Source organism: Siminovitchia sp. FSL W7-1587, from assembly GCF_037963795.1.
GTDB lineage: Bacteria > Bacillota > Bacilli > Bacillales > Bacillaceae_C > Siminovitchia > Siminovitchia thermophila.
In genome coordinates this window covers 2,962,325-2,981,373 of record NZ_CP150169.1, presented here as the reverse complement: position 1 = coordinate 2,981,373, position 19,049 = coordinate 2,962,325, and the positions used below count along the sequence as shown (strand labels likewise).

15 protein-coding genes and 1 pseudogene are annotated in these 19,049 nt (G+C 42.6%); 5 read left to right on the top strand and 11 right to left on the bottom strand.

Going from position 1 to position 19,049, the window contains the following annotated elements; translation table 11 throughout:
• Window positions 1–36 precede the first annotated feature (36 nt).
• On the bottom strand, window positions 37–1,059 hold the full coding sequence (locus tag NST31_RS13940) for an amidohydrolase family protein (protein WP_077113732.1): 1,023 nt from the start codon (window positions 1,057–1,059) through the stop codon (window positions 37–39).
• A 463-nt stretch (window positions 1,060–1,522) separates the two neighbouring features.
• Here NST31_RS13940 and NST31_RS13935 point away from each other — a divergent pair, with 463 nt between their 5' ends.
• Complete coding sequence (locus NST31_RS13935; protein ID WP_205178827.1) at window positions 1,523–1,969, top strand: ASCH domain-containing protein; 447 nt, start codon at window positions 1,523–1,525, stop codon at window positions 1,967–1,969.
• A 425-nt stretch (window positions 1,970–2,394) separates the two neighbouring features.
• Here NST31_RS13935 and NST31_RS13930 read toward each other — a convergent pair whose 3' ends face one another.
• The 8 genes and pseudogenes from NST31_RS13930 to NST31_RS13895 all read right to left on the bottom strand — a co-directional run bounded on the left by NST31_RS13930 (window position 2,395) and on the right by NST31_RS13895 (window position 11,045).
• On the bottom strand, window positions 2,395–3,669 hold the full coding sequence (locus NST31_RS13930; protein WP_339161393.1) for an MFS transporter: 1,275 nt from the start codon (window positions 3,667–3,669) through the stop codon (window positions 2,395–2,397).
• A 613-nt stretch (window positions 3,670–4,282) separates the two neighbouring features.
• Window positions 4,283–4,612, bottom strand: a complete 330-nt coding sequence (locus NST31_RS13925; protein ID WP_339161391.1) for a hypothetical protein — start codon at window positions 4,610–4,612, stop codon at window positions 4,283–4,285.
• A gap of 248 nt (window positions 4,613–4,860) precedes the next feature.
• Window positions 4,861–5,134, bottom strand: a pseudogene (locus NST31_RS13920) (pyridine nucleotide-disulfide oxidoreductase); the annotation flags it as partial.
• Between the two features lie 93 nt (window positions 5,135–5,227).
• On the bottom strand, window positions 5,228–6,460 hold the full coding sequence (locus NST31_RS13915; RefSeq protein ID WP_077113719.1) for a Zn-dependent hydrolase: 1,233 nt from the start codon (window positions 6,458–6,460) through the stop codon (window positions 5,228–5,230).
• Window positions 6,461–6,506: 46 nt separating this feature from the next.
• Window positions 6,507–7,619, bottom strand: a complete 1,113-nt coding sequence (locus NST31_RS13910) for a dipeptide epimerase (protein ID WP_339161387.1) — start codon at window positions 7,617–7,619, stop codon at window positions 6,507–6,509.
• Window positions 7,616–8,914: a hypothetical protein gene (locus tag NST31_RS13905; RefSeq protein ID WP_339161386.1), complete on the bottom strand. Its 1,299-nt coding sequence runs from the start codon at window positions 8,912–8,914 to the stop codon at window positions 7,616–7,618. The genes NST31_RS13910 and NST31_RS13905 overlap by 4 nt, the downstream gene beginning before the upstream one ends.
• Window positions 8,915–8,928: 14 nt before the next feature.
• Complete coding sequence (locus NST31_RS13900; protein WP_339161383.1) at window positions 8,929–9,720, bottom strand: serine hydrolase; 792 nt, start codon at window positions 9,718–9,720, stop codon at window positions 8,929–8,931.
• 14 nt (window positions 9,721–9,734) lie between these two features.
• A complete protein-coding gene (locus tag NST31_RS13895) occupies window positions 9,735–11,045 on the bottom strand; it encodes a TRAP transporter large permease subunit (RefSeq protein WP_077113715.1) in 1,311 nt (436 codons plus the stop codon).
• Between the two features lie 943 nt (window positions 11,046–11,988).
• Here NST31_RS13895 and uraD point away from each other — a divergent pair.
• The 3 genes from uraD to uraH all read left to right on the top strand — a co-directional run bounded on the left by uraD (window position 11,989) and on the right by uraH (window position 13,918).
• Window positions 11,989–12,489, top strand: a complete 501-nt coding sequence (uraD, locus tag NST31_RS13890) for a 2-oxo-4-hydroxy-4-carboxy-5-ureidoimidazoline decarboxylase (protein WP_339161381.1) — start codon at window positions 11,989–11,991, stop codon at window positions 12,487–12,489.
• Between the two features lie 104 nt (window positions 12,490–12,593).
• A complete protein-coding gene (pucL, locus tag NST31_RS13885) occupies window positions 12,594–13,568 on the top strand; it encodes a factor-independent urate hydroxylase (RefSeq protein WP_077113710.1) in 975 nt (324 codons plus the stop codon).
• Window positions 13,565–13,918: a hydroxyisourate hydrolase gene (uraH, locus tag NST31_RS13880; RefSeq protein WP_339161376.1), complete on the top strand. Its 354-nt coding sequence runs from the start codon at window positions 13,565–13,567 to the stop codon at window positions 13,916–13,918. The genes pucL and uraH overlap by 4 nt, the downstream gene beginning before the upstream one ends.
• Window positions 13,919–14,018: 100 nt before the next feature.
• On the opposite strand, the gene NST31_RS13875 is transcribed toward uraH, so the two are convergent.
• Both NST31_RS13875 and NST31_RS13870 read right to left on the bottom strand, forming a co-directional pair.
• On the bottom strand, window positions 14,019–14,834 hold the full coding sequence (locus NST31_RS13875; RefSeq protein WP_077113708.1) for a ZIP family metal transporter: 816 nt from the start codon (window positions 14,832–14,834) through the stop codon (window positions 14,019–14,021).
• Window positions 14,835–15,093: 259 nt separating this feature from the next.
• Complete coding sequence (locus NST31_RS13870; RefSeq protein ID WP_077113707.1) at window positions 15,094–16,437, bottom strand: nucleobase:cation symporter-2 family protein; 1,344 nt, start codon at window positions 16,435–16,437, stop codon at window positions 15,094–15,096.
• Window positions 16,438–17,399: 962 nt separating this feature from the next.
• On the opposite strand from NST31_RS13870, the gene NST31_RS13865 reads away from it, so the two are divergent.
• The gene (locus tag NST31_RS13865; RefSeq protein ID WP_077113706.1) at window positions 17,400–18,839 is read left to right on the top strand and encodes an 8-oxoguanine deaminase; all 1,440 of its coding nucleotides are present in this window, start codon (window positions 17,400–17,402) and stop codon (window positions 18,837–18,839) included.
• Window positions 18,840–19,049: the final 210 nt, after the last annotated feature.

Sequence of the window (19,049 nt, the reverse complement as noted above, 5' to 3'; positions counted from 1 at the left end):
TCCCAAACCATTCGTTGTGCAAAATACAAGAACTCATCAAACCATCTGTACTGGCAATGGGCTGTTTTTTAATTTTTCCTTTTGTTCTTCAATATTAATGTTATATAATCTTGCAACATTTTCAGCTAAAATTTTCTTTTTCACATCAAGATCAAACGTAACACCAGTCTCTTCTTGAATATCTTCCGGAAGCTCTAATTCCAAGAACTTTTCAATGAGCCATTTTGGTTCCCAAATGGCATAGTCACTTCCGAAGATAATCCGATCTTCATCAAGCCAATACAATAGTTCGCTAATTATTTCAGCAAAATACCGCGGTCGTGTGTGAATTAAAGCAATGGCAACAGACAATCCGGCATAAACATTTTTTTCTTGTGTAGCAATCCAGCAAAAATCATCCAATCTGGGAAGCCCGACGTGTTCTACGATAAAGTTCAATTCAGGGAAACAGCTTGCCGCATCGTCCACATCTGCCACGTCAAAGGCATCACGGTTCAGCGGGGTGATGGTTGGTCCTTTATGGATGTGGATATTTTTAATTCCCATCTCTTGACATTTTTCCAAGTATCTTTTGGACCAATCATCTGAAAGCTTGTATCCCTTGGAATTTCCATACCAATCTGCTGTATATAATTTTACTCCTTGCCAACCATACTTTTCCTTATTTTCTTCCAACTCCTTTAACCCCCTGTCCCCATGCCGAGGATCAAAGCCTCCATTACAAATGAAACGGCCCGGGAACTGCCTGGATAACTCTTCATTCACATCGTAATCGCCAAAACCATTCTTATAAAACTCGCTTAATAAAACCGGCTGGAAAATGGCCATGTCCGCATACCCTCTAACAAATACATCTTCTACCAACTTTTCCGGGGAATATGTGTCGAATTCTTCCCTTGGCCACAAGAATTCTTTTGGGCTCAAGTTTTTGTGATAATCATAGAAGCAATTAATGAATTGCTCCCCATGAATGTTTAATCGATTTTCTTTCCTTGCGTCCCATAAGGCGATATGAGCATCAATTACGAAAATTTCTTCCCCGTTCGGTACTTTAATCAACTTCATTCCTCCTTGTTACATTTTTTCCATCATGGAGAATGTCAGCTATTTCATTAGATGCAAGGCGTATGCAGTTGTCAGACTCTTTTCATTACTTTATTTGATCTTAACAAAATTTTTAAACATTTTGAATATATGAACAAACAAAAAACCATCCAATAGCTTCTCCTTTTTTGGTATGAATGAACAAAAAACAATTCTTTATTTGTTCAATATCTCCGAAGGGAAAAAGAAAACCTATGGCGGCAAGGGCGAAAATAGCCGAATACCGAAAATGCTGGTTACTTTATCAAACCACGACAAAACGGAAGCACTTTATTTAAATAGAGTGTTTTGAGGGTTGAATAGCGCCCCTGCATAACACAATACTTGTGAAAACAAGATTGAAGAAAATGTTCTGTCAACCGTTTATTTCCTTGTATACTAGTCTTAGGTACATAGTAAAAGCAAAGGAGAAAAAACGATGAACCAAGCTGCCAAAACATATTGGAATGATTATTGGAAGGGACAGGAGAAGCCCGCATCTGTCAGCGCCTGGCAATTTGGGGCTGATGCGGACCACCTGGCCCAGCTGGTCATAGATGGCGTAAAAACCGCAACTTGTTCAAGCTTTGTTTCTTATGAGTTTGAAAATGAACCGGTACCATCTGTTGGTGATTACAGCATTATTCTCAACAGTCGTGATGAGCCGGTGGCCATCATTCAGACAGTTGAAGTTGACATCATGCCGATAAAAAATGTTCCCGAAGATTTCGCTGCCGCGGAAGGTGAGGGGGACGGGACATATGCATATTGGAAGCATACCCATGTCAAATATTTTTCAGAAGAATTAAGCCGAATGGGGCTTGAGTTTTCAGACGATATGCTGCTAGTGTGCGAACGGTTTCAGCTAGTTGATGTAAAACAATAAATGATCCGTTCGTTGTAAAACAATAGGGAGATGTCCATATGAAAAACTGATGGCTTCTAAAAGGACAGCGTCTGTTTTTGTTGAAGAGCATCATCTTTTTTTCATGCTTGCACGAAAAATTGAAAGGAGACGACCGCTGGTCATGTCCACTGACCACGGAACGTCTCCCTTCGTAAAGCAAGTCGTTCGGTCGCCCGTCAGGTATTTTTTTATCAGGCGACCAGATTCGATCTCATACTTGTGCCGTTTTCGGCTTTGATCTTATTTCTAAAAAAAGTACTTATTTAATATACAAAGAAACTTGATGAAAAATCTTCAAGCCTTACCTCAGAAGAAAGCACTCTTGCAGCCGGGATTTCTTTTTAGATGGCGTCGGAAACCAAGGCTTTATCTTCTTATTTCTAGATATTATATGACTGGATTCTTCAACTTCCGGCAACACTTTTCAAACCGCTTCTGCTCCAAACCACCATCGGGATAATGAGTAAAGAAATCATCCCGCCCGCAATTGACAACATGGTATAGCTTGTTTGCGCTGCAATAATGCCCGAAATTCCCCCGCCAAGCGCTCCTGAAAGAGCAATAAACACATCAACTGCGCCTTGTGTCTTGGCCCGGATAGCCAAACTTGTTGCATCAACGATGAGGGCTGTTCCACTAATAAGGCCAAAGTTCCATCCAAGCCCCAGCAGTGCCAAGGACAAAATAAGCGTAACCAAGGAATCGCTCGGGGCGATAGCCGGTAATGCTCCCGCAAAAAGTAATGTGATTCCCGAGGCGACAGCCATTGTGCCGCGCCCAAATTTATCGACAAGGATACCGGTAATCAAAGATGGCAGATACATGGCACCGACATGGATGCCAATGACTAATCCCACCCTGGATAAATCATGTCCGTGATTTTCCATATGTACAGGTGTCATTGTCATAATGGCAACCATCACAAATTGAGATAAAACCATTACTGTAAAGCCTACCGCGATCCCCTTGCTATTTGTTTTTTCAAGGGCCTTCTCCTTTATCTGATTCGCTTCCACTCGTTCACTAGTAATGGCTCTTGCTACAAAGAGGGGATCAGGGCGAAGGAAGAAAAGAAGGATCAGTCCTGCTAGAAAATATGCAAAGGAGGCCAAGATAAACGGACCGGCCAAGGATGGGATGCCGATTGCTTCAGCAAAATCTCCCATGACATTGACCAAATTGGGACCCGCCACAGCACCCAAAGTCGTAGCCACCATGGCAATACTCACGGCTGTAGCACGCTGTGTCGAACCGGCCAAGTCTGTACCCGCGTAACGCGCTTGTAAATTTGTAGCGGTTCCGGCGCCGTAAATCAATAGTGAAGCAAACAGCAGATAAACATGACTCGTGATAGCGGCGATCACTACACCCGCAGCCCCGAGCGCTCCAGCAAGGAACCCCCCCGCCAGTCCAATGCGGCGGCCAAAACGTTGAGAAATACGTCCTACAATAAATGCCGATCCAGCAGAACCCAATGTAAACAAAGCAACCGGAACTCCGGCAAAACTGTTCGAGCCGAGCATTTCCTGCGCAAGCAATGCTCCAACAGTTATCCCTGCGGCGAGTCCCGCGCCCCCGAAAATTTGTGAAATGACTACAATGATTAACGTCCTGCGATATAATTCCATTTGCTTTTCAGAGGACTCAATATAAGCGGATTGCTCAGCTTTGTGTGGCATTGTTATTCCTCCTTTTCAGGTTCTTTCTATTACATTCATATGTTGAAGTGTCCCAATGATTGAAAAACACTTAATGAGGTCTTAACAAATAGGAGATCATTTAACTAATAGTGATGAATAACCCAATCTCGCGAATAAATAAGAGTGGCGTTGTGTCGCCGCTCTTCATTTTGCTCTTTGTATTCTTCTCACATCTGCTTTTGTTTCTACCAATTCTTCCAGCACAATCGTAAACTTTGTTTCCAGGTGCTTAATGTGGTCTGTCAGGTTTTGCTCCATAGACTTTAATTGGGCTTCCAAGTTACCTTGGCGGGTTTCGAGAATGGCGAAGCGATCTTCCAGATTAGCGAAACGGTCTTCCAGATTTAGCGAGACGCACTTCTAGACTACCGAAACGATCTTCCAGATTAGCGAGACGCACTTCTAGATTACCGAAACGGTCTTCCAAATTAGCGAGTCACTTCTAGACTACCGAAACGATCTTCCAAATTAGCGAGACGCACTTCTAGACTACCGAAACGGTCTTCCAAATTAGCGTGACGCACTTCTAGACTACCGAAACGGTCTTCCAAATTAGCGAGTCACTTCTAGACTACCGAAACGATCTTCCAAATTAGCGAGTCACTTCTAGACTACCGAAACGATCTTCCAAATTAGCGAGACGCACTTCTAGACTACCGAAACGGTCTTCCAGATTAGCGAGACGCACTTCTAGACTACCGAAACGATCTTCCAAATTAGCGAGACGCACTTCTAGACTACCGAAACGGTCTTCCAAATTAGCGAGACGATTTTCCAGATTATCGAGACGGCCCTCCACCTTATCAAGGCGCTTCTCTATACCCATCATCCTGTCGGTAAGTCTTTTCTCTGTCTGGGTTAACTGATTTGAAACTTCCATAATAGCCTGATAAATGACATTATGGCCTATTTCTTGTCCCAATTTTCTGCCCCACTTCCCTTGTCTGTTCTTTGACTATAGCTACTTCCTGTACTTTGTGCAAACGGTCACTTATCAATCATGACGAATGAAAACGACTCATTTTCTAATTTACCAACATCATATATCAAATTTAAACAATCTCCTACCCTTATTTTTGAAAAATCTTTTTATTCAAAAGCCAAACCACCAAAAAAGAGGAGCCAGTTTAATGGGACATCCTCTTTTTTCTTCCAATCTATTATATAACCTTTGAGCACATCATGAGTGACATAGTGCTTCTCTTCCATTCAGAGATGACATTGTTGGCAACTTTGGTACCGTCACCTGCCGAGACGATTGTATGGACACTGACGTCGGCAACGGTTCCTGCAGTCCAGATCCCGTCGATGATTGTTTACCTGCCAAATCTACTTGTACGACTGTTTTGATTCTCGGTTCTCTTCCTTACTCCGTATCTACACCGATTTTCTCAGCCAATGTGACCAACGCTCCCGTAGCCAAAATAACATGCTTGGCTTTGTATTGTTTTTTTGGAGGGTGATCAGCCTCCCCTTCACAAATTGGCGCTCAAGTCATTAAAGGAAAGCTTTCTATAACTTCCACTTAACCTTCCTGCTACGATAGTTTTTGATCTATGTTTAGTACGGCGTTCAGCATCACATTTGCAGCCTGTTCAATGTCTTCTTTTTTGCTGAATTCTTCGGGACAGTGGCTTTTGCCATTGATGCTTTTTACAAAAATCATGGCTGTTTTTGCCACGTCCGCCATATGCGTGGCATCATGGCCGGCCATGGATGAAAATGTTGTGTAAGGGATTTGAAGATCCTTGGCAGACTCTTGAATCCACTGAACGATTTGTTCATCAAATTGGCATTCTTGTTGATCGAGTATATTGACAACGTTGATGCTCACTTTCCGTCTGTCTATCACTTCATCCCATTTTTGATAGATCATTTTTTTCAACTCTATCCGTTCCGCTGCCGTTCCGGAACGGATTTCAAGCACCATATCTACTTTTCCGGGTATAATATTCGCCGCATTCGGAAAAACATCCAATTTGCCGATTGTGGCCACTGCATCAGTGCCATGATTTCTCAAAATTGTTTCTACCGCGAGTGTCATCTCGGAAGCTGCGGTCAAAGCATCAAACCGGTCGTTCATCATCGTTGTGCCCGAGTGATTCGATTCGCCAATAATCGTGACTTTATCCCTGTAGATTCCAACGATCCGATCGACAACCCCTACTGGAAGTTCTGCTGATTCGAGCCGTTTCCCCTGCTCAATATGAAGCTCCACGAATGCCGCGATATCGTCTTTTTCAATAGGGAGACGTTCCAATGAACCGCCAGCTTTTTCAACAGCATCTTTCAATTTCGTCCCTTTTGAATCGGTAACTGTCATTAGATCTTCTTTTGTCAGTTTGCCGGTAAAAGTTCTGCTTCCCATCGTAGAAAGGTTAAAGTCGTTGGGCTCCTCTGCTGTAAAGGAGACAATTTCCAATGTGTGCTTTAATGGAACCTCATGCTCGATGATCGTTTTCATGATTTCTTTTGCCACCAAGACGCCCAAAGCACCGTCAAACATGCCGCCATTTGGAACAGTATCGAGATGGGACCCGATTACGATGGATTTTTTAGAGGTATCTTCACCGCTCCAGCGTCCCCATATATTTGCGATCGGGTCGACATATACCGCGAGCCCCATCTCCTTTAGTTCTTTCATAAATAATTCTCTCACTTGATAATCCGGCTCGCTGAAACTGGGGCGGGTCAACCCGCCCTTTGGATCTAAACCATATGTTCCATAACGTTCTATATCACTCATAAGCCGATCTATATTGATTCTCATTGTAACACCTTTCTCATTCGTGATTTAAAGAGAACTGCCGAACATTTTATTTGATTAGGTCTTCCGCCAAATGAACGCCAAGTCCGGCTGCGTTACTGACTCTGATTTTACCGTCTTCCACTAAATCCCACATAGGGGTTTGGACGATATCATGTTCATGCAGATAAGCACCACATATAAAATCACTCGGATTTACTATAACCGGAGTGCTGGCTGCGACATGCATGCTGGCTGCGATCCCGATGCCCAGCTCCAGGTTGCTGCCGATTGTGCAAGTCATTCCTGCTGCTTCCGCCATTCCGGCAATTTTTTTAGCTTGGTGGATTCCCCCGACTTTACAAATTTTCAAGTTGACAATATCGGCACAGCCGATTTTGATCATATTAGTCATATCATGAATGGAGAATACCAGCTCATCCGCCATGATAGGCGTTTTGACTGCACTTCTTATTTCTTTCAATCCGAATATATTCCACTTTTCAATTGGCTGTTCAACTGATTCCAAGTCACCTGTCTCTTCCAGTTCTCTGATTACTTTGATCGCGTCCGCTACATGATATCCCTGGTTCCCGTCCAGACGGATGCGAACATCTTTCTTGTTGTCTTTAATGGCTTGTCTGATTGATTGGACTACACGTATATCCCTGACAGGGTCCTTTCCAACTTTGATTTTGATTGTTTGGAACCCGAGATTCATTACTTTTACAGCCTCTTCATAGGCTTCTTCGTCACTTTTCATTCCAATCACATAAGTCAAAGGAATTTCTTCCCGGTAAAGCCCGCCAACAAGATCGTATACAGGTTTATTTTCCATTTTTCCCCAAGCATCGTGGATGGCGATATCAATCGCAGATTTTGCGGCACTTTGGCCATAAATCGTCTGATCCATATTCCTATGGATTTGACTCAACGATTGGAGCGGCAGTCCAGTGATAACAGGAGCCAAATATTGATCATTCACCAGCTTAATTGTTTCCGCCGTTTCGCCCATGAACGCAGGAGAAGGAGATGCTTCTCCGTACCCTTTAACTCCATCTTCAGTGACTACTTCCACAATGGCATGTTGTCTCACTTTAGAAGAGTAAAGCGATATTTTCCACTCATTTACTAATGGCACTTCAACAATGTACGTATTAACCTCTTTGATGTGATGACTCAATTGAAATTCTCCTTTATTTGATAAATTGCCCTTGGCCTTCCCATATCGTGAATCTTTCTTTCGCCAACCGATTCAAGCACGCCAGTGTCTGTCATTTTTTTAATGAGACGCGCAGCGGTTCTCGTTGTTACGTTCGCGTACTCAGCGTACTCCTGGGAAGTGAAGGGGCGGAATTGACGAAGCAATAAAAAGTCGGCAAATCTGGACGCTGTTTCAAGCGTCAGCCCACAAGTAAGCAATGCGTTCATCAATGATTCTTTGTTGACATCCTCTTCCTCGTTCAGCAAATAAATATAAGCTCCTGACTCGTTGTATAAATAGCAAATACTTTCATCTTCTTCCAATGCGCGTTGTAACGCACTTTGGGCATTATGTTCCGCCTGCCTTGCTGTCAGTCCGGAACCAAATCCGACGGCAACTGTAATGTTTAATTTCTTTTCTATTTCTTTTACAAAACAGGACAAATGATTATCCGAAATCAGCTTGTCGAAGCTGCCTTTTGTCCCAAAAATGATGAACTGATGATAATGGCCCTTATATAAAGAGAAGTCCATTTTATGAGTGTAATTCAGCAGTATTTGATGAAAAGCCAATAACAATTGCTCAAATTGAAAATCTCCCAGACTGTCCGATACGCGGTCCAAATTTTTAATTTTCACGAGCCCCATCACGATCCGGGACGTTTCACTCAGCTTTATTTGTCCGAGCGTTTTAGCTTCTTGCAAGCCATGCAAAAAGTTTTTCATCGGAATCGGCATTTTCAGACAAGGAATGTTCAGCTCTTTCAATGCTTGGGCGACTGCATCGATACTTGTTAATACAAAGTCAATCGCCTCTTGATCCCAAAGCTGTTGATGGCGCTTGACAATTTCCGCAATGTCCAAACCCGGAATTTCATGAATATCATGGATAAAAATATCTTTTTGCTCCATCCCAAGATCGTTCAATACTTCTGTCACATGCGCCGGGTTCATAATATCAATGGAAAGCCTGCGAATCGCCATTTGATATTCCGTCGCCAATAAAAAGAATGTATGGGAAACCATCAATTCATCAAACGGCACGTGGGTATAAGGGACATTCATTTGTTCCAAGGCATTTTTGGCATACAGATAAGGCACAGGGCCGGCAAACAAGAACACGTCGCACGTATAGGCTTCTTCCACCAAATCTACACATTCTTTTGGCTGTTGATACGTGAACGGAACGATAGAAATATTAGAAAACAACTTGCTGTAATTCTCCAACCCTTTTACTGTTTCCTTCGTACCAAAAGCCGCGACTCGGATATTCATAAGACTCTCCCTTTTTATTCAGTGGCCGTCATGTATTCAATCGTCAGTTTGCCGATCTGCGAAATAAATTCCCGGCCCTGATAATTGTTGATCCAGTTGGAAGATAATATCGCAGCATACACCTGTCTATTTTCAAAGGTAAACATCCCGACATCATGCTGAATGCCGTTTAACTCTCCCGTCTTGTTGGCGATTGATACCTTGTCATGAAACATGGCCTGGTAAGCTGCGAGCTTCTCCCTAAATTGCTGATTTTCTAACATTTGATAAATGATTTTTCTGCTTTCATTTGACAATAGTTTGTTTTCGTGGCCGATTAACCGGAAAAACCGGATCATATCTCCGGCCGAGGTGTAATTGTCGATCCCGCGCTCCATCGCCTCGTGATCCATAAAATAACGACCAAGAACTGTTTGGCCTGCCCCAGCCTTTTGACAAAAAGCGTTAATGTTTTCTCGTCCAATTTCATGGATCAACAAGTTAGAAGCTGTATTGTCAGATACAATCAAAGCAAGGGTCATCATGTTTAAAATACTTAATTCCATATTACCAGATAAATAATTCAGTACACCCGTGCCCGCCACTTTATCTTGAACAACGACTTTTTTGTCAAGATCGAGCATACCTTGATCAAAAGCATGGAGACCGGCCATGACGATTGGTACTTTTATGACACTTGCCGCCTGCATTCTTTCCGCTTCATTGATTTTTATTTCCCCATCAGGTGTGCAGATATAAACGGCGGTTTTTCCACTGGCCTCTTGAGCCAATGTTTCAATGTGGCGTTTATATGATGAAAAATCCATCCCATTCACTCACCTTATATAATAATAGTCCGCAAAATGACAAACGCAACGATCACGGCTGTCCCCACGATTCCGAATATGACCATGCTCTTCAAGTCTTTCGAGCGGGCAATTCCCATTGCGCCAAGGGTATCTCCGATCGGATATAGCATTTCGGTCATTTGCGAGCCGACAAGAAGGACCATGATATAGATACTGATCGGAATACCGGCAGAAGTGAAAAGTCCCTTGAACATTTCATCAAGAACAACAACTTGCGCAACCGCCGCTCCAGGAATGCCTGCAATACCCGTAATCGTGGTCAAAGCGACAAGCGTAATGTCTCCGCCTTTTTCAATAAACGGCATGAGCAGATTTTTCAACGCTTCAAACCCGCCAAGTTGCTCTATATAAAAAATAAACGGTGAAAACAAGACAAACTGGAAGAACAGCCAAATTAACGGCTTTGCCCCCTCAAAGAAATGTTCCGCTATTTCATTCGGTGTCAAACGCCCAGCCAATCCAGTCACTACGGCAGTGATAACGATTACGGCAATGGCAAACGTTGACCCGCCTTCCGTAAGGATGCCGTACACAATTAAGGCAAACAGTGTCACCAAAAAGACGAAAGTTGCCTGTTTCTTAACTTTTTCGTTGCCTGGTTGCTCTGATTGACTGTTTTTGGAAAGCATAATATCTTCATCTGAGTAAGGAAACTGTTGCAATGTCTGCGGTAAAGTCTTTTTCACAAAAATAAAAGTAACGAGCCACATAACAACTGCTAATGGCAGACCTGCATATAAAACGATCTGTCCGTATGACAAGCCGGTGATTTCCATAAAAGTGACCATGGGTGGAGTAAATGGCCCGAGCCATAAGCCCGTCACACCAGCCCCTTGAAAAATGATTGCCACCGCGCTGGACGAAAGACCGGCTGATGCAACAATCGGAATTACGACAGGTGCGATGACCGCATTGGCACCAGCCAGTGTTCCGAGGGAACCGGTTAATAAGGCAGATGATGCCATCGTTCCAATAATTGCTTTGTTCGGTGTATTGACCCCGACCCGGTGCATGACAAAGCGGACAATATTTTCTGCCACACCCGTTCTTTCCGCAATTTTCCCAAGCCCTGCTCCCGCCAGGATAATTAATCCGACATAGGCAAGGAAAGAACCTAACCCTTCTTTTGTTTGTGTAGCAATAGATGTAATGCCGTGCCCGCCCATTACCGCTCCAACAATTGTTGCTATGGCAATGGCAACGACCGGGTGCCATTTTCTAAACGCCAATACGACAAAAATAATCAAGGGCAAAAGCCCCCACAATGTTGGCCCCTCAAACATAGGTTCCCCTCCTTTAATTAAAAGACATATATAAAGACGTTGTCTCTTTATTTTCAGATTCTAGTTTATTCAACTATAAAAGTCAATACATTTTTAAAGGGCTTACATAAAAATGAAACTTCAATCAGTGCACATAAGACACACAGACGTTGTCACACCATGAACGCCTCTTAAGCTAAATAAAGCTCAATAAAATGAAAAGGAGTTGTTTATTTATTTAAAACACTCATTTAATCTTCCCACTGTGATCGTTTTTATAATCATTCTGTTCTCGTTTTCTCGTTCATACTTGCGGCAATTGTCGTTTTCCCACACTTTGCCGTCACTTTGATTCCAAAGAAATCGAATAAACTTGCTTTTTTACATTTTTTCCCTTCCAGGCGTTAGATTCTAACGGGAGTTTCAGAAGTTGTGGTCATGGGCGTTCCGGATAAGAAGCAATCCTGCCTTTGCGACTAGAAAACGAAGGAGAGGAATTGGGTAGAAGAACCGACTGTCAGAAGAAAATAAGGTGGATATGTGAAAATTCGTCATCATTTTTCTGAAAAAAGATAGCTTGTTTTAATCATTCTCCTGTCAAGTAAACATTTGAACAACTTCCTTTTGGTTTTTTATCAGAATGGAACTTTCATTAGTCATTTTTACCTTATAAAAGTTGGAATGTAAGACCACCGTCAAGCCGGATTTGGGAAGAGAGACAAAATCTGGAACCGGAGGCCAGGCTAAATGGACTTGCACACAACTTACCCCACAACATAATAGCGGCACACCAAAGCAATATTGTGCTTTATGCACAATCCATATTTGGGAATTTGTCTTTCGACACTAATGACCTTATATATAAATGGAAGATAAAATAATAGTAATTCCCGAAAGCTTGCTATATAATTTACCCATTACTCTGAAAAGTCGAACCTTTACAATAACGAAAGGATGAACGATTGTGCGTTTAAGTCTCGAAATTCTCAATGGGATGGATCAAATCGATTTTACCGAGGCGCTTGGCTGGATTTTTGAATATTCCCCCTGGGTCGCCGAGCGAGTATGGATGAAACGGCCATTTGCTTCTATATCCGAACTCCATCAGACGATGGTAAACGAAGTAAATAAAGCGGCATTTGACGAAAAATTGGCCCTCTTAAGGGCACACCCGGATTTAGCTGCCCGTGTTAAAATGGCTGAAGCTTCTGTGAAAGAACAAACCGGTGCAGGCCTTGACCAACTGACAAAAGACGAACGAGAAGAATTTTTATCCCTCAATAAAGCCTATACAACCAAATTTCATTTTCCGTTTATTTTGGCTGTCAGAAACCACACGAAGGAAACCATTCTAGCAAAAATGAAGGAACGCCTCGATCATTCTCAAGAAGCTGAATTCAAAGAAGCGCTTGAACAAGTATATCAAATTGCCTATTTCCGGCTACAAGACTTTATCGCTTCCTAGAGTGTTTTCGCGTTTTTCCCACCTATCGGGTGTTACCATTCGCTTTGCAAAAAGAACGTTTTGCAAGTGAGGGATCACAATATAAAGCTTGAGGAGGAATTTGAATGAGTTCACAAAAAAGATTAATGTACTATGGGAAAGGTGACGTCTTTGTGTTCCGCACCTATCAAAAGCCGCTCGATGGAATTAAAGCGATTCCAGAATCGGGGTTTACGGGACGAAACAATGTCATTTTTGGGATGAATGCAAAGATTGCACTTGAAGGGGAGTTCCTGGAATCATTTACAAAAGCGGATAATTCCCGTGTGGTCGCAACTGACTCTATGAAAAACTTTATTCTTCGCAAAGCTGCTGAATATCACGGCTCCACTTTCGAAGGATTTTTACACTTTGTTTGCAAGCGCTTTCTTGATGTGTATTCCCACATAACTGCAGTTGAAATAACGGCAGACGAAATTCCATTCGAGGCAGTTCAAGTCGCGGGTGACACGCATTTGGAGACAAGTCCGCTCGTATATAGACATTCAAGAAATGAGTTGATCACTACGACGGTGAAGGTCCAGCGAAGCAAAGCAGGCTATGAACTTGCCAAACAGGAAAGCGGCATTCGGGATCTGCATTTGATTAAGGTTTCGGGCAGTTCCTTTTACGGCTATATTCGGGATGAGTATACGACCTTGCCAGAAGCAAAAGATCGGCCTTTATATATTTATCTCGACATTCTCTATCGGTACAATAAGAAAGAAGATGCCGTCGCAGATAACCCTGCTGTTTATGTGCCGGCAGAGCAAGTCCGTGATATAGCCGCTTCGGTGTTCCATGAAGCAGATAATAAATCAATACAGGATCTGATTTATCGAATTGGCTTACGGGTTCTTCAACGTTTTCCGCAACTGGCCGAAGTTCAATTTTTATCCAATAATCGTACTTGGGAAGCGGTGATTGAAGATATTCCTGGATACAAAGGCGCTGTCTGGACAGAACCGAGGCCGCCATATGGTTTCCAAGGATTTGTGGTCAGCCGCCAGGATCTTGTCAATGAAGGTTTGGAAAAAGCAAAGGAAAGTGTAAAAGCATGAATGGAAAATTAACAACTCATGTCCTTGATTTAATGAACGGTATTCCTGCGGAAGGTTTAAACATCGACCTTTGGAAGTTGGAACCAGAACGGACCTTTATCAAAACCGTTACTACAAACAGCGACGGCAGGGTTGATTCTCCCCTGCTCTGTGATGAGCAAATCAACCCGGGGGAGTATGAACTCGTATTTTATGTGGCTGATTACTTTAAGAAAAAAGGGGTTATTCCAGCGGCAACCCCGTTTCTGGATCAAGTCCCTGTTAGATTCGGAATTTCTGATATGAATTCCCATTACCATGTTCCGCTTTTGGTCGCTCCTGGCGGTTACAGCACCTACCGGGGGAGTTAGTTTGGAGTTAGTTTGGAGTTAGTTTGGACTTATCATGGCGCATACCTCCCGCGCCTTTGCAGACCGCGAAAAAAAAGACCCCTTCCCAGGGAGGGGTTGTTCATCCTAATGCCACATCAAGAATCATCATCACTACAAAGCCGACCATTAAGCTCATTGAAGCCAAATCTTTATTACCCTTCTCTTGAGAAGCCGGAATAACTTCTTCCGCTACAACAAAGATCATTGCTCCAGCTGCAAAACTTAACGCATAAGGCAGTAACGGTTCAATAATCGCAACAGCAAATGCCCCGATAACTGCGGCAACCGGTTCCGCCATACCTGATAACTGTCCGTAAAAGAAGCTTTTTCTTCGCGACATACCTTCCGCCCTTAACGGCATGGAAACCGCAACTCCTTCAGGGAAATTTTGAATGCCGATTCCCAGCGCCAAGGTTAAAGCATCACTTAAAGAAGCTTCCGTTCCCCCACTTGCAAGCGCACCAAAAGTAATCCCAACCGCCAACCCTTCTGGAATATTGTGTAACGTGATTGCAAGCACCAACAATGTACTTCTTTTTCTTTTTTTCGCCTGATATCCTTCCGCTTTGCCAAAGGAAGTATTCGGGTGGAGATGAGGCAGTACTGTATCAATCCCCCACAAAAAAACGCCGCCCATCAAAAAACCAATTGCCGAAGGAAACCAAGCCCCGACGGAATTCCCATTTGACATGTCGATGGCTGGAGCCAATAAAGACCAGTAGCTGGCTGCAATCATGATACCACCGGCAAATCCTAACATGCTATCCAATAGCCGCTGGTTTATTGTTCTTGTAGCAAAAACGAGGGCAGCACCAAACGCTGTCATTCCCCACGTAAATAAAGTAGCCATCAATGCTTGTGTAACTGGACTAAAATACATAAAAAAGTCTGCCATAATGGAATGACTCCCTTTAAGCTCATACTAAGATCAATAAATGACTGCAGGCACAAGTTCATTTTTTCATAAAGTTTCCCTGCTAACAAGCATATTACAAGCTTTGTCCCTTTATACGGCAAATATTGAAAATAGAAACACATCGCTAAGCTTACCAAAAAAAAATCCCCCAGATATATGTTAGGGGATTCATCAAATATATAAAGGTAGAGGTTAACAAAAATAAACAAATGTAAAAGCAAATTCATTCCAACATGATTCAACTGTCACCGCTAACAGCTTTTTGTTCCATATTCATGGCATTCGCATTACTTGGAACATGGTCCGTATGCCTGGGACCATTGATACCATTTAAAATAACGTTTAATAGAATGAGAACCAATGAGCCCATTACTACCCCGTTTCCAAAAATTAAGCGGATCGTATCAGGAAATTGTTCAAATGAAGCCGGAACACCCTTAATCGCTATTCCAATTCCAACACCTACTGCGATAATCAATTGATTGGAAGGCAAGGACAAGTTTTCACTGCTGATCATTTTTAAGGCTGCTGAAATGAGCATCCCAAACATCGGTACCATGGCTCCACCCAATACGGGAGCAGGTATCATCGTTGTCAGCGCCGCCACTTTTGGCACAAGCCCCAACAAAATCAGGATTCCACCCGCGGCGATCAGAACTTTTAGCTGTGTTACTTTTGTAAGGAGAACTAGTCCGACATTCTGGGAAAAAGTCGAATGGTTAAAGGAATTAAAAAACCCGCTAATAAAAGAGCCAAGACCTTCTGCGCGGAGCCCTTTTTTCACATCGTTCTCACCGATTTCCTTATTTGTAAACTCCCCCAGCGCAAAAAACACACCAATACTTTCAATCGCAATGATAAAAGAAATAATCGTCATGGCAATAATGGACGAAAGCTGGAATGTCGGGGCTCCGAAGTAAAATGGCCGGGGTATATTGAGCCATTTCGCTTCATTGAACACGCTAAAATCCACCAACCCAAAAAAACTGGCCGCAACCGTACCAATAATTAACGCAAGTAAAATCGATACGACTTTAATAAATCCCTTGAACAAAGTGTTTATAATTAAAAAGCAAATTAAAGTAAACACCGCCAATATCAAATTCTTCGGTTCCCCAAAAGTAGGGGAATTTGCTCCTCCTGCCGCATTGTTCATCGCAACCGGCATCAAAGAAATTCCTATAATCAGGATCACGGAACCTGAAACGATAGGCGGGAAAAACTTAACCAATTTTCCGATCAAGGGCGCGGAAAGTGTAATGATTAAGCCAGAGACGATAACGGCGCCAAAAACACCCGTTATACTATAGATCTTTCCAATTGCAATGGCTGGTTCCACTACAATAAAAGAGACAGCCATCAATACAGGCAATTTGATTCCGATATGCTTCCCGCCGATTACCTGAATCAACGTGGCGACTCCACATGCCAATAAGTCAAATGATATAAGATAAACGAGCTGTTGTTGCGTTAATCCGATAGCATGTGCCACAATGATCGGTACTGCCACAGCGCCGCCATACATGACGCAAACGTGTTGAAATCCCAAGGTAGTTGTCTTCATTAAGCTTGTATTTCCCATTCGATTTCCTCCTCAATGTTCATTGTCGAGCGGCTTCTGTCATCACAAGAGCGAAAGCTGTCAAACAAATAGATGCCTAATTTTAGTAATACATTAAATTTTTAGAAAATTTAATGTGGAGAAAAAGTTGTGACAGATTTGTTATGAAAAAATCGGGATAGACATTGTAAATCAAATTTACAATACCACACAGCCAACAATATTCTCCCCCTGTCCTTTCCCTGGAACTTGGGCAAAGCAAGAAACAGATTCTCTTCTCGTAAGAGTTTCATTGACAAGGATCTTCCATACATGCGAAAATCTGATGTATAAGTTTACTTCACTTACTGATAAATGTATCACCCCATTATATTTCCCCTTAAGTAAAACGCTTACAAATCCACTTTAGATTCGCAAAACGTGCTTTTATTTACTTTTACATTGTATCTTCACAAAAAGGGCGGGTCATTAGTCAAAAGCAACAAGATATAGGCAGAATGAATGTACATAGGTTACAACCGTCTCCCACCCTATGCTTAATCCTCTTGTTTGTTGTTTTCAGCTATCGCCAAAAAACATGCGGGATCAGACAGCTTTTTCAGTTCTCTAGTATGGAGGTTTAGCTTAAAATCTAAGGAATCTGACCGGCTCTCTTTCCGGTACGCTATTTTACCTTGTCGGCCCATACTTACACAGAGTTTATCGCAAAGCAAGAAAGGAGGAATGAATCAGCCGCTGTTTACACATTAGTGTTGACAAATATTATTTTTCAATTTACAGTAAACTTACAATGAATCCTAAAATGAAAGTGTGGATTTTTCTAGAGGTTTCTCTATTTTCGCCACACAGCTGCCACTTTGCAGCTGTGTGGTTTTTTTTGTAAAAAGGGGGCGGATGAGGAAAAGATATCATGTTCCGGTGCTGTGAAATGACCATAGTCCAAACTGTACCAAGCAAGATTTTTTTAATGGAGGTTTTTTTATATGCCGAGTTTATTAATAAAAAATGCAAGAAATATTATTTCTATGGATCAACAACGCCAGCGGTATCCCGGGGGAAGTATTTTTGTCGAGGATCAAGAAATAAAGGCAATCGGGACCAACATTCCTTATGAAACAGCGGACACCGTGATCAATGCCGAAGGGAAAATCATCTACCCTGGCTTAATCAATACGCACCATCATTTATATCAAACCTTTACTAGAAACATTCCGTGGGCACAAGACTGTGAGCTTTTTGATTGGTTAATGACACTTTACGATATTTGGCGGCATATAAGGCCAGAAGATGTCTACCTGAGTGCGATGGTTGGATTGGGAGAATTATTAAAAAGTGGCTGTACTACTTCTTCAGACCATTTTTATGTGTTTCCCAATGGGATTTCCGGGGAACTGATTGATGAAGAAATTAGGGCTGCACATGATTTGGGTATTCGCTTTTACCCTACACGGGGTTCCATGAGCTTAGGAAGATCGAGGGGAGGGCTTCCGCCTGATGAAGTCGTCCAAGATGAGGATATCATTCTCAAGGATACGAGAAGGGTCATTGAAACGTATCATGACCATCATCGTTTTGCAATGGTAAAAGTGGGGGTCGCCCCTTGCTCGCCATTTTCTGTAAGCCGGGATCTCCTCAAAGAATCGGCCGATCTGGCAAGAAGCTACGGTGTCCGGATGCATACACATTTAGCCGAAACAAAAGATGAGGAAGATTTCTGTAAAGAAAAGCTCGGCTTGCGTCCTTTGGAATTTATGGAGGAAACAGGTTGGGTAGGTGATGATGTGTGGTACGCTCATGGAATTTGGTTTAATGATCATGAAATTAAAAAGATAGGAACTTGTGGCTGTGGCGTCGCTCATTGCCCAAGCAGCAACATGAAACTATCTTCAGGAACCTTTCCGATTTTGAAAATGCTTCAATCGGGTGTAAAAGTAGGGGTAGGGGTAGATGGTTCTGCTTCAAACGATTCATCAAGCATGCTGCTGGAATTAAAGATCATGAATTTGCTCCATAAGCTTCAGCATGGCGCAACAGCACTAAGTGCCGAAGATTGTTTACATGTGGCTACAAGAGGTTCCTCTAAAGTTCTTGGCTGGGAAGACGGTATCGGTTCTTTAGAGGTGGGAAAGGCAGCCGATATGTTTATGGTGGACGCCGGTAGACTTGAATTTGCCGGGGCACTATTTGATGATGCCTCACTCCCGATCATCACGGGGACATCACAGGTTGATACGACTATTGTTGGCGGGAAAGTAGTCGTGCAAGATGGCCGGCTAGTGAATGTAAATGAAGCTTTGCTTTCCACCCAAGCACAAGCCGCCGCCGCTAGAATGCTGGAAACTGCCGCCAAACATACAAAAATAGATTATAAAAAGATAAGGGCAAGAGAGGCTGTTACCAACGCTTGGCATTATTTACGTTAAATAATGCCATGACAGGGGTTGTCTGAAATAAATGAAAAGAGAACGGGGCCCGCACAAAACCCTGTAAAAATGTAACAAACCGCATGGAAACAAGTTTAAAAAAAACTTGATTTCACGCGGTTTTATTCTTACGATTTTTACGAATATGAATCAATTTTCAACTTATGTCCCAGCCCCGTCCCAAGAAAAACTCAAGCAGGAATGTAGTCA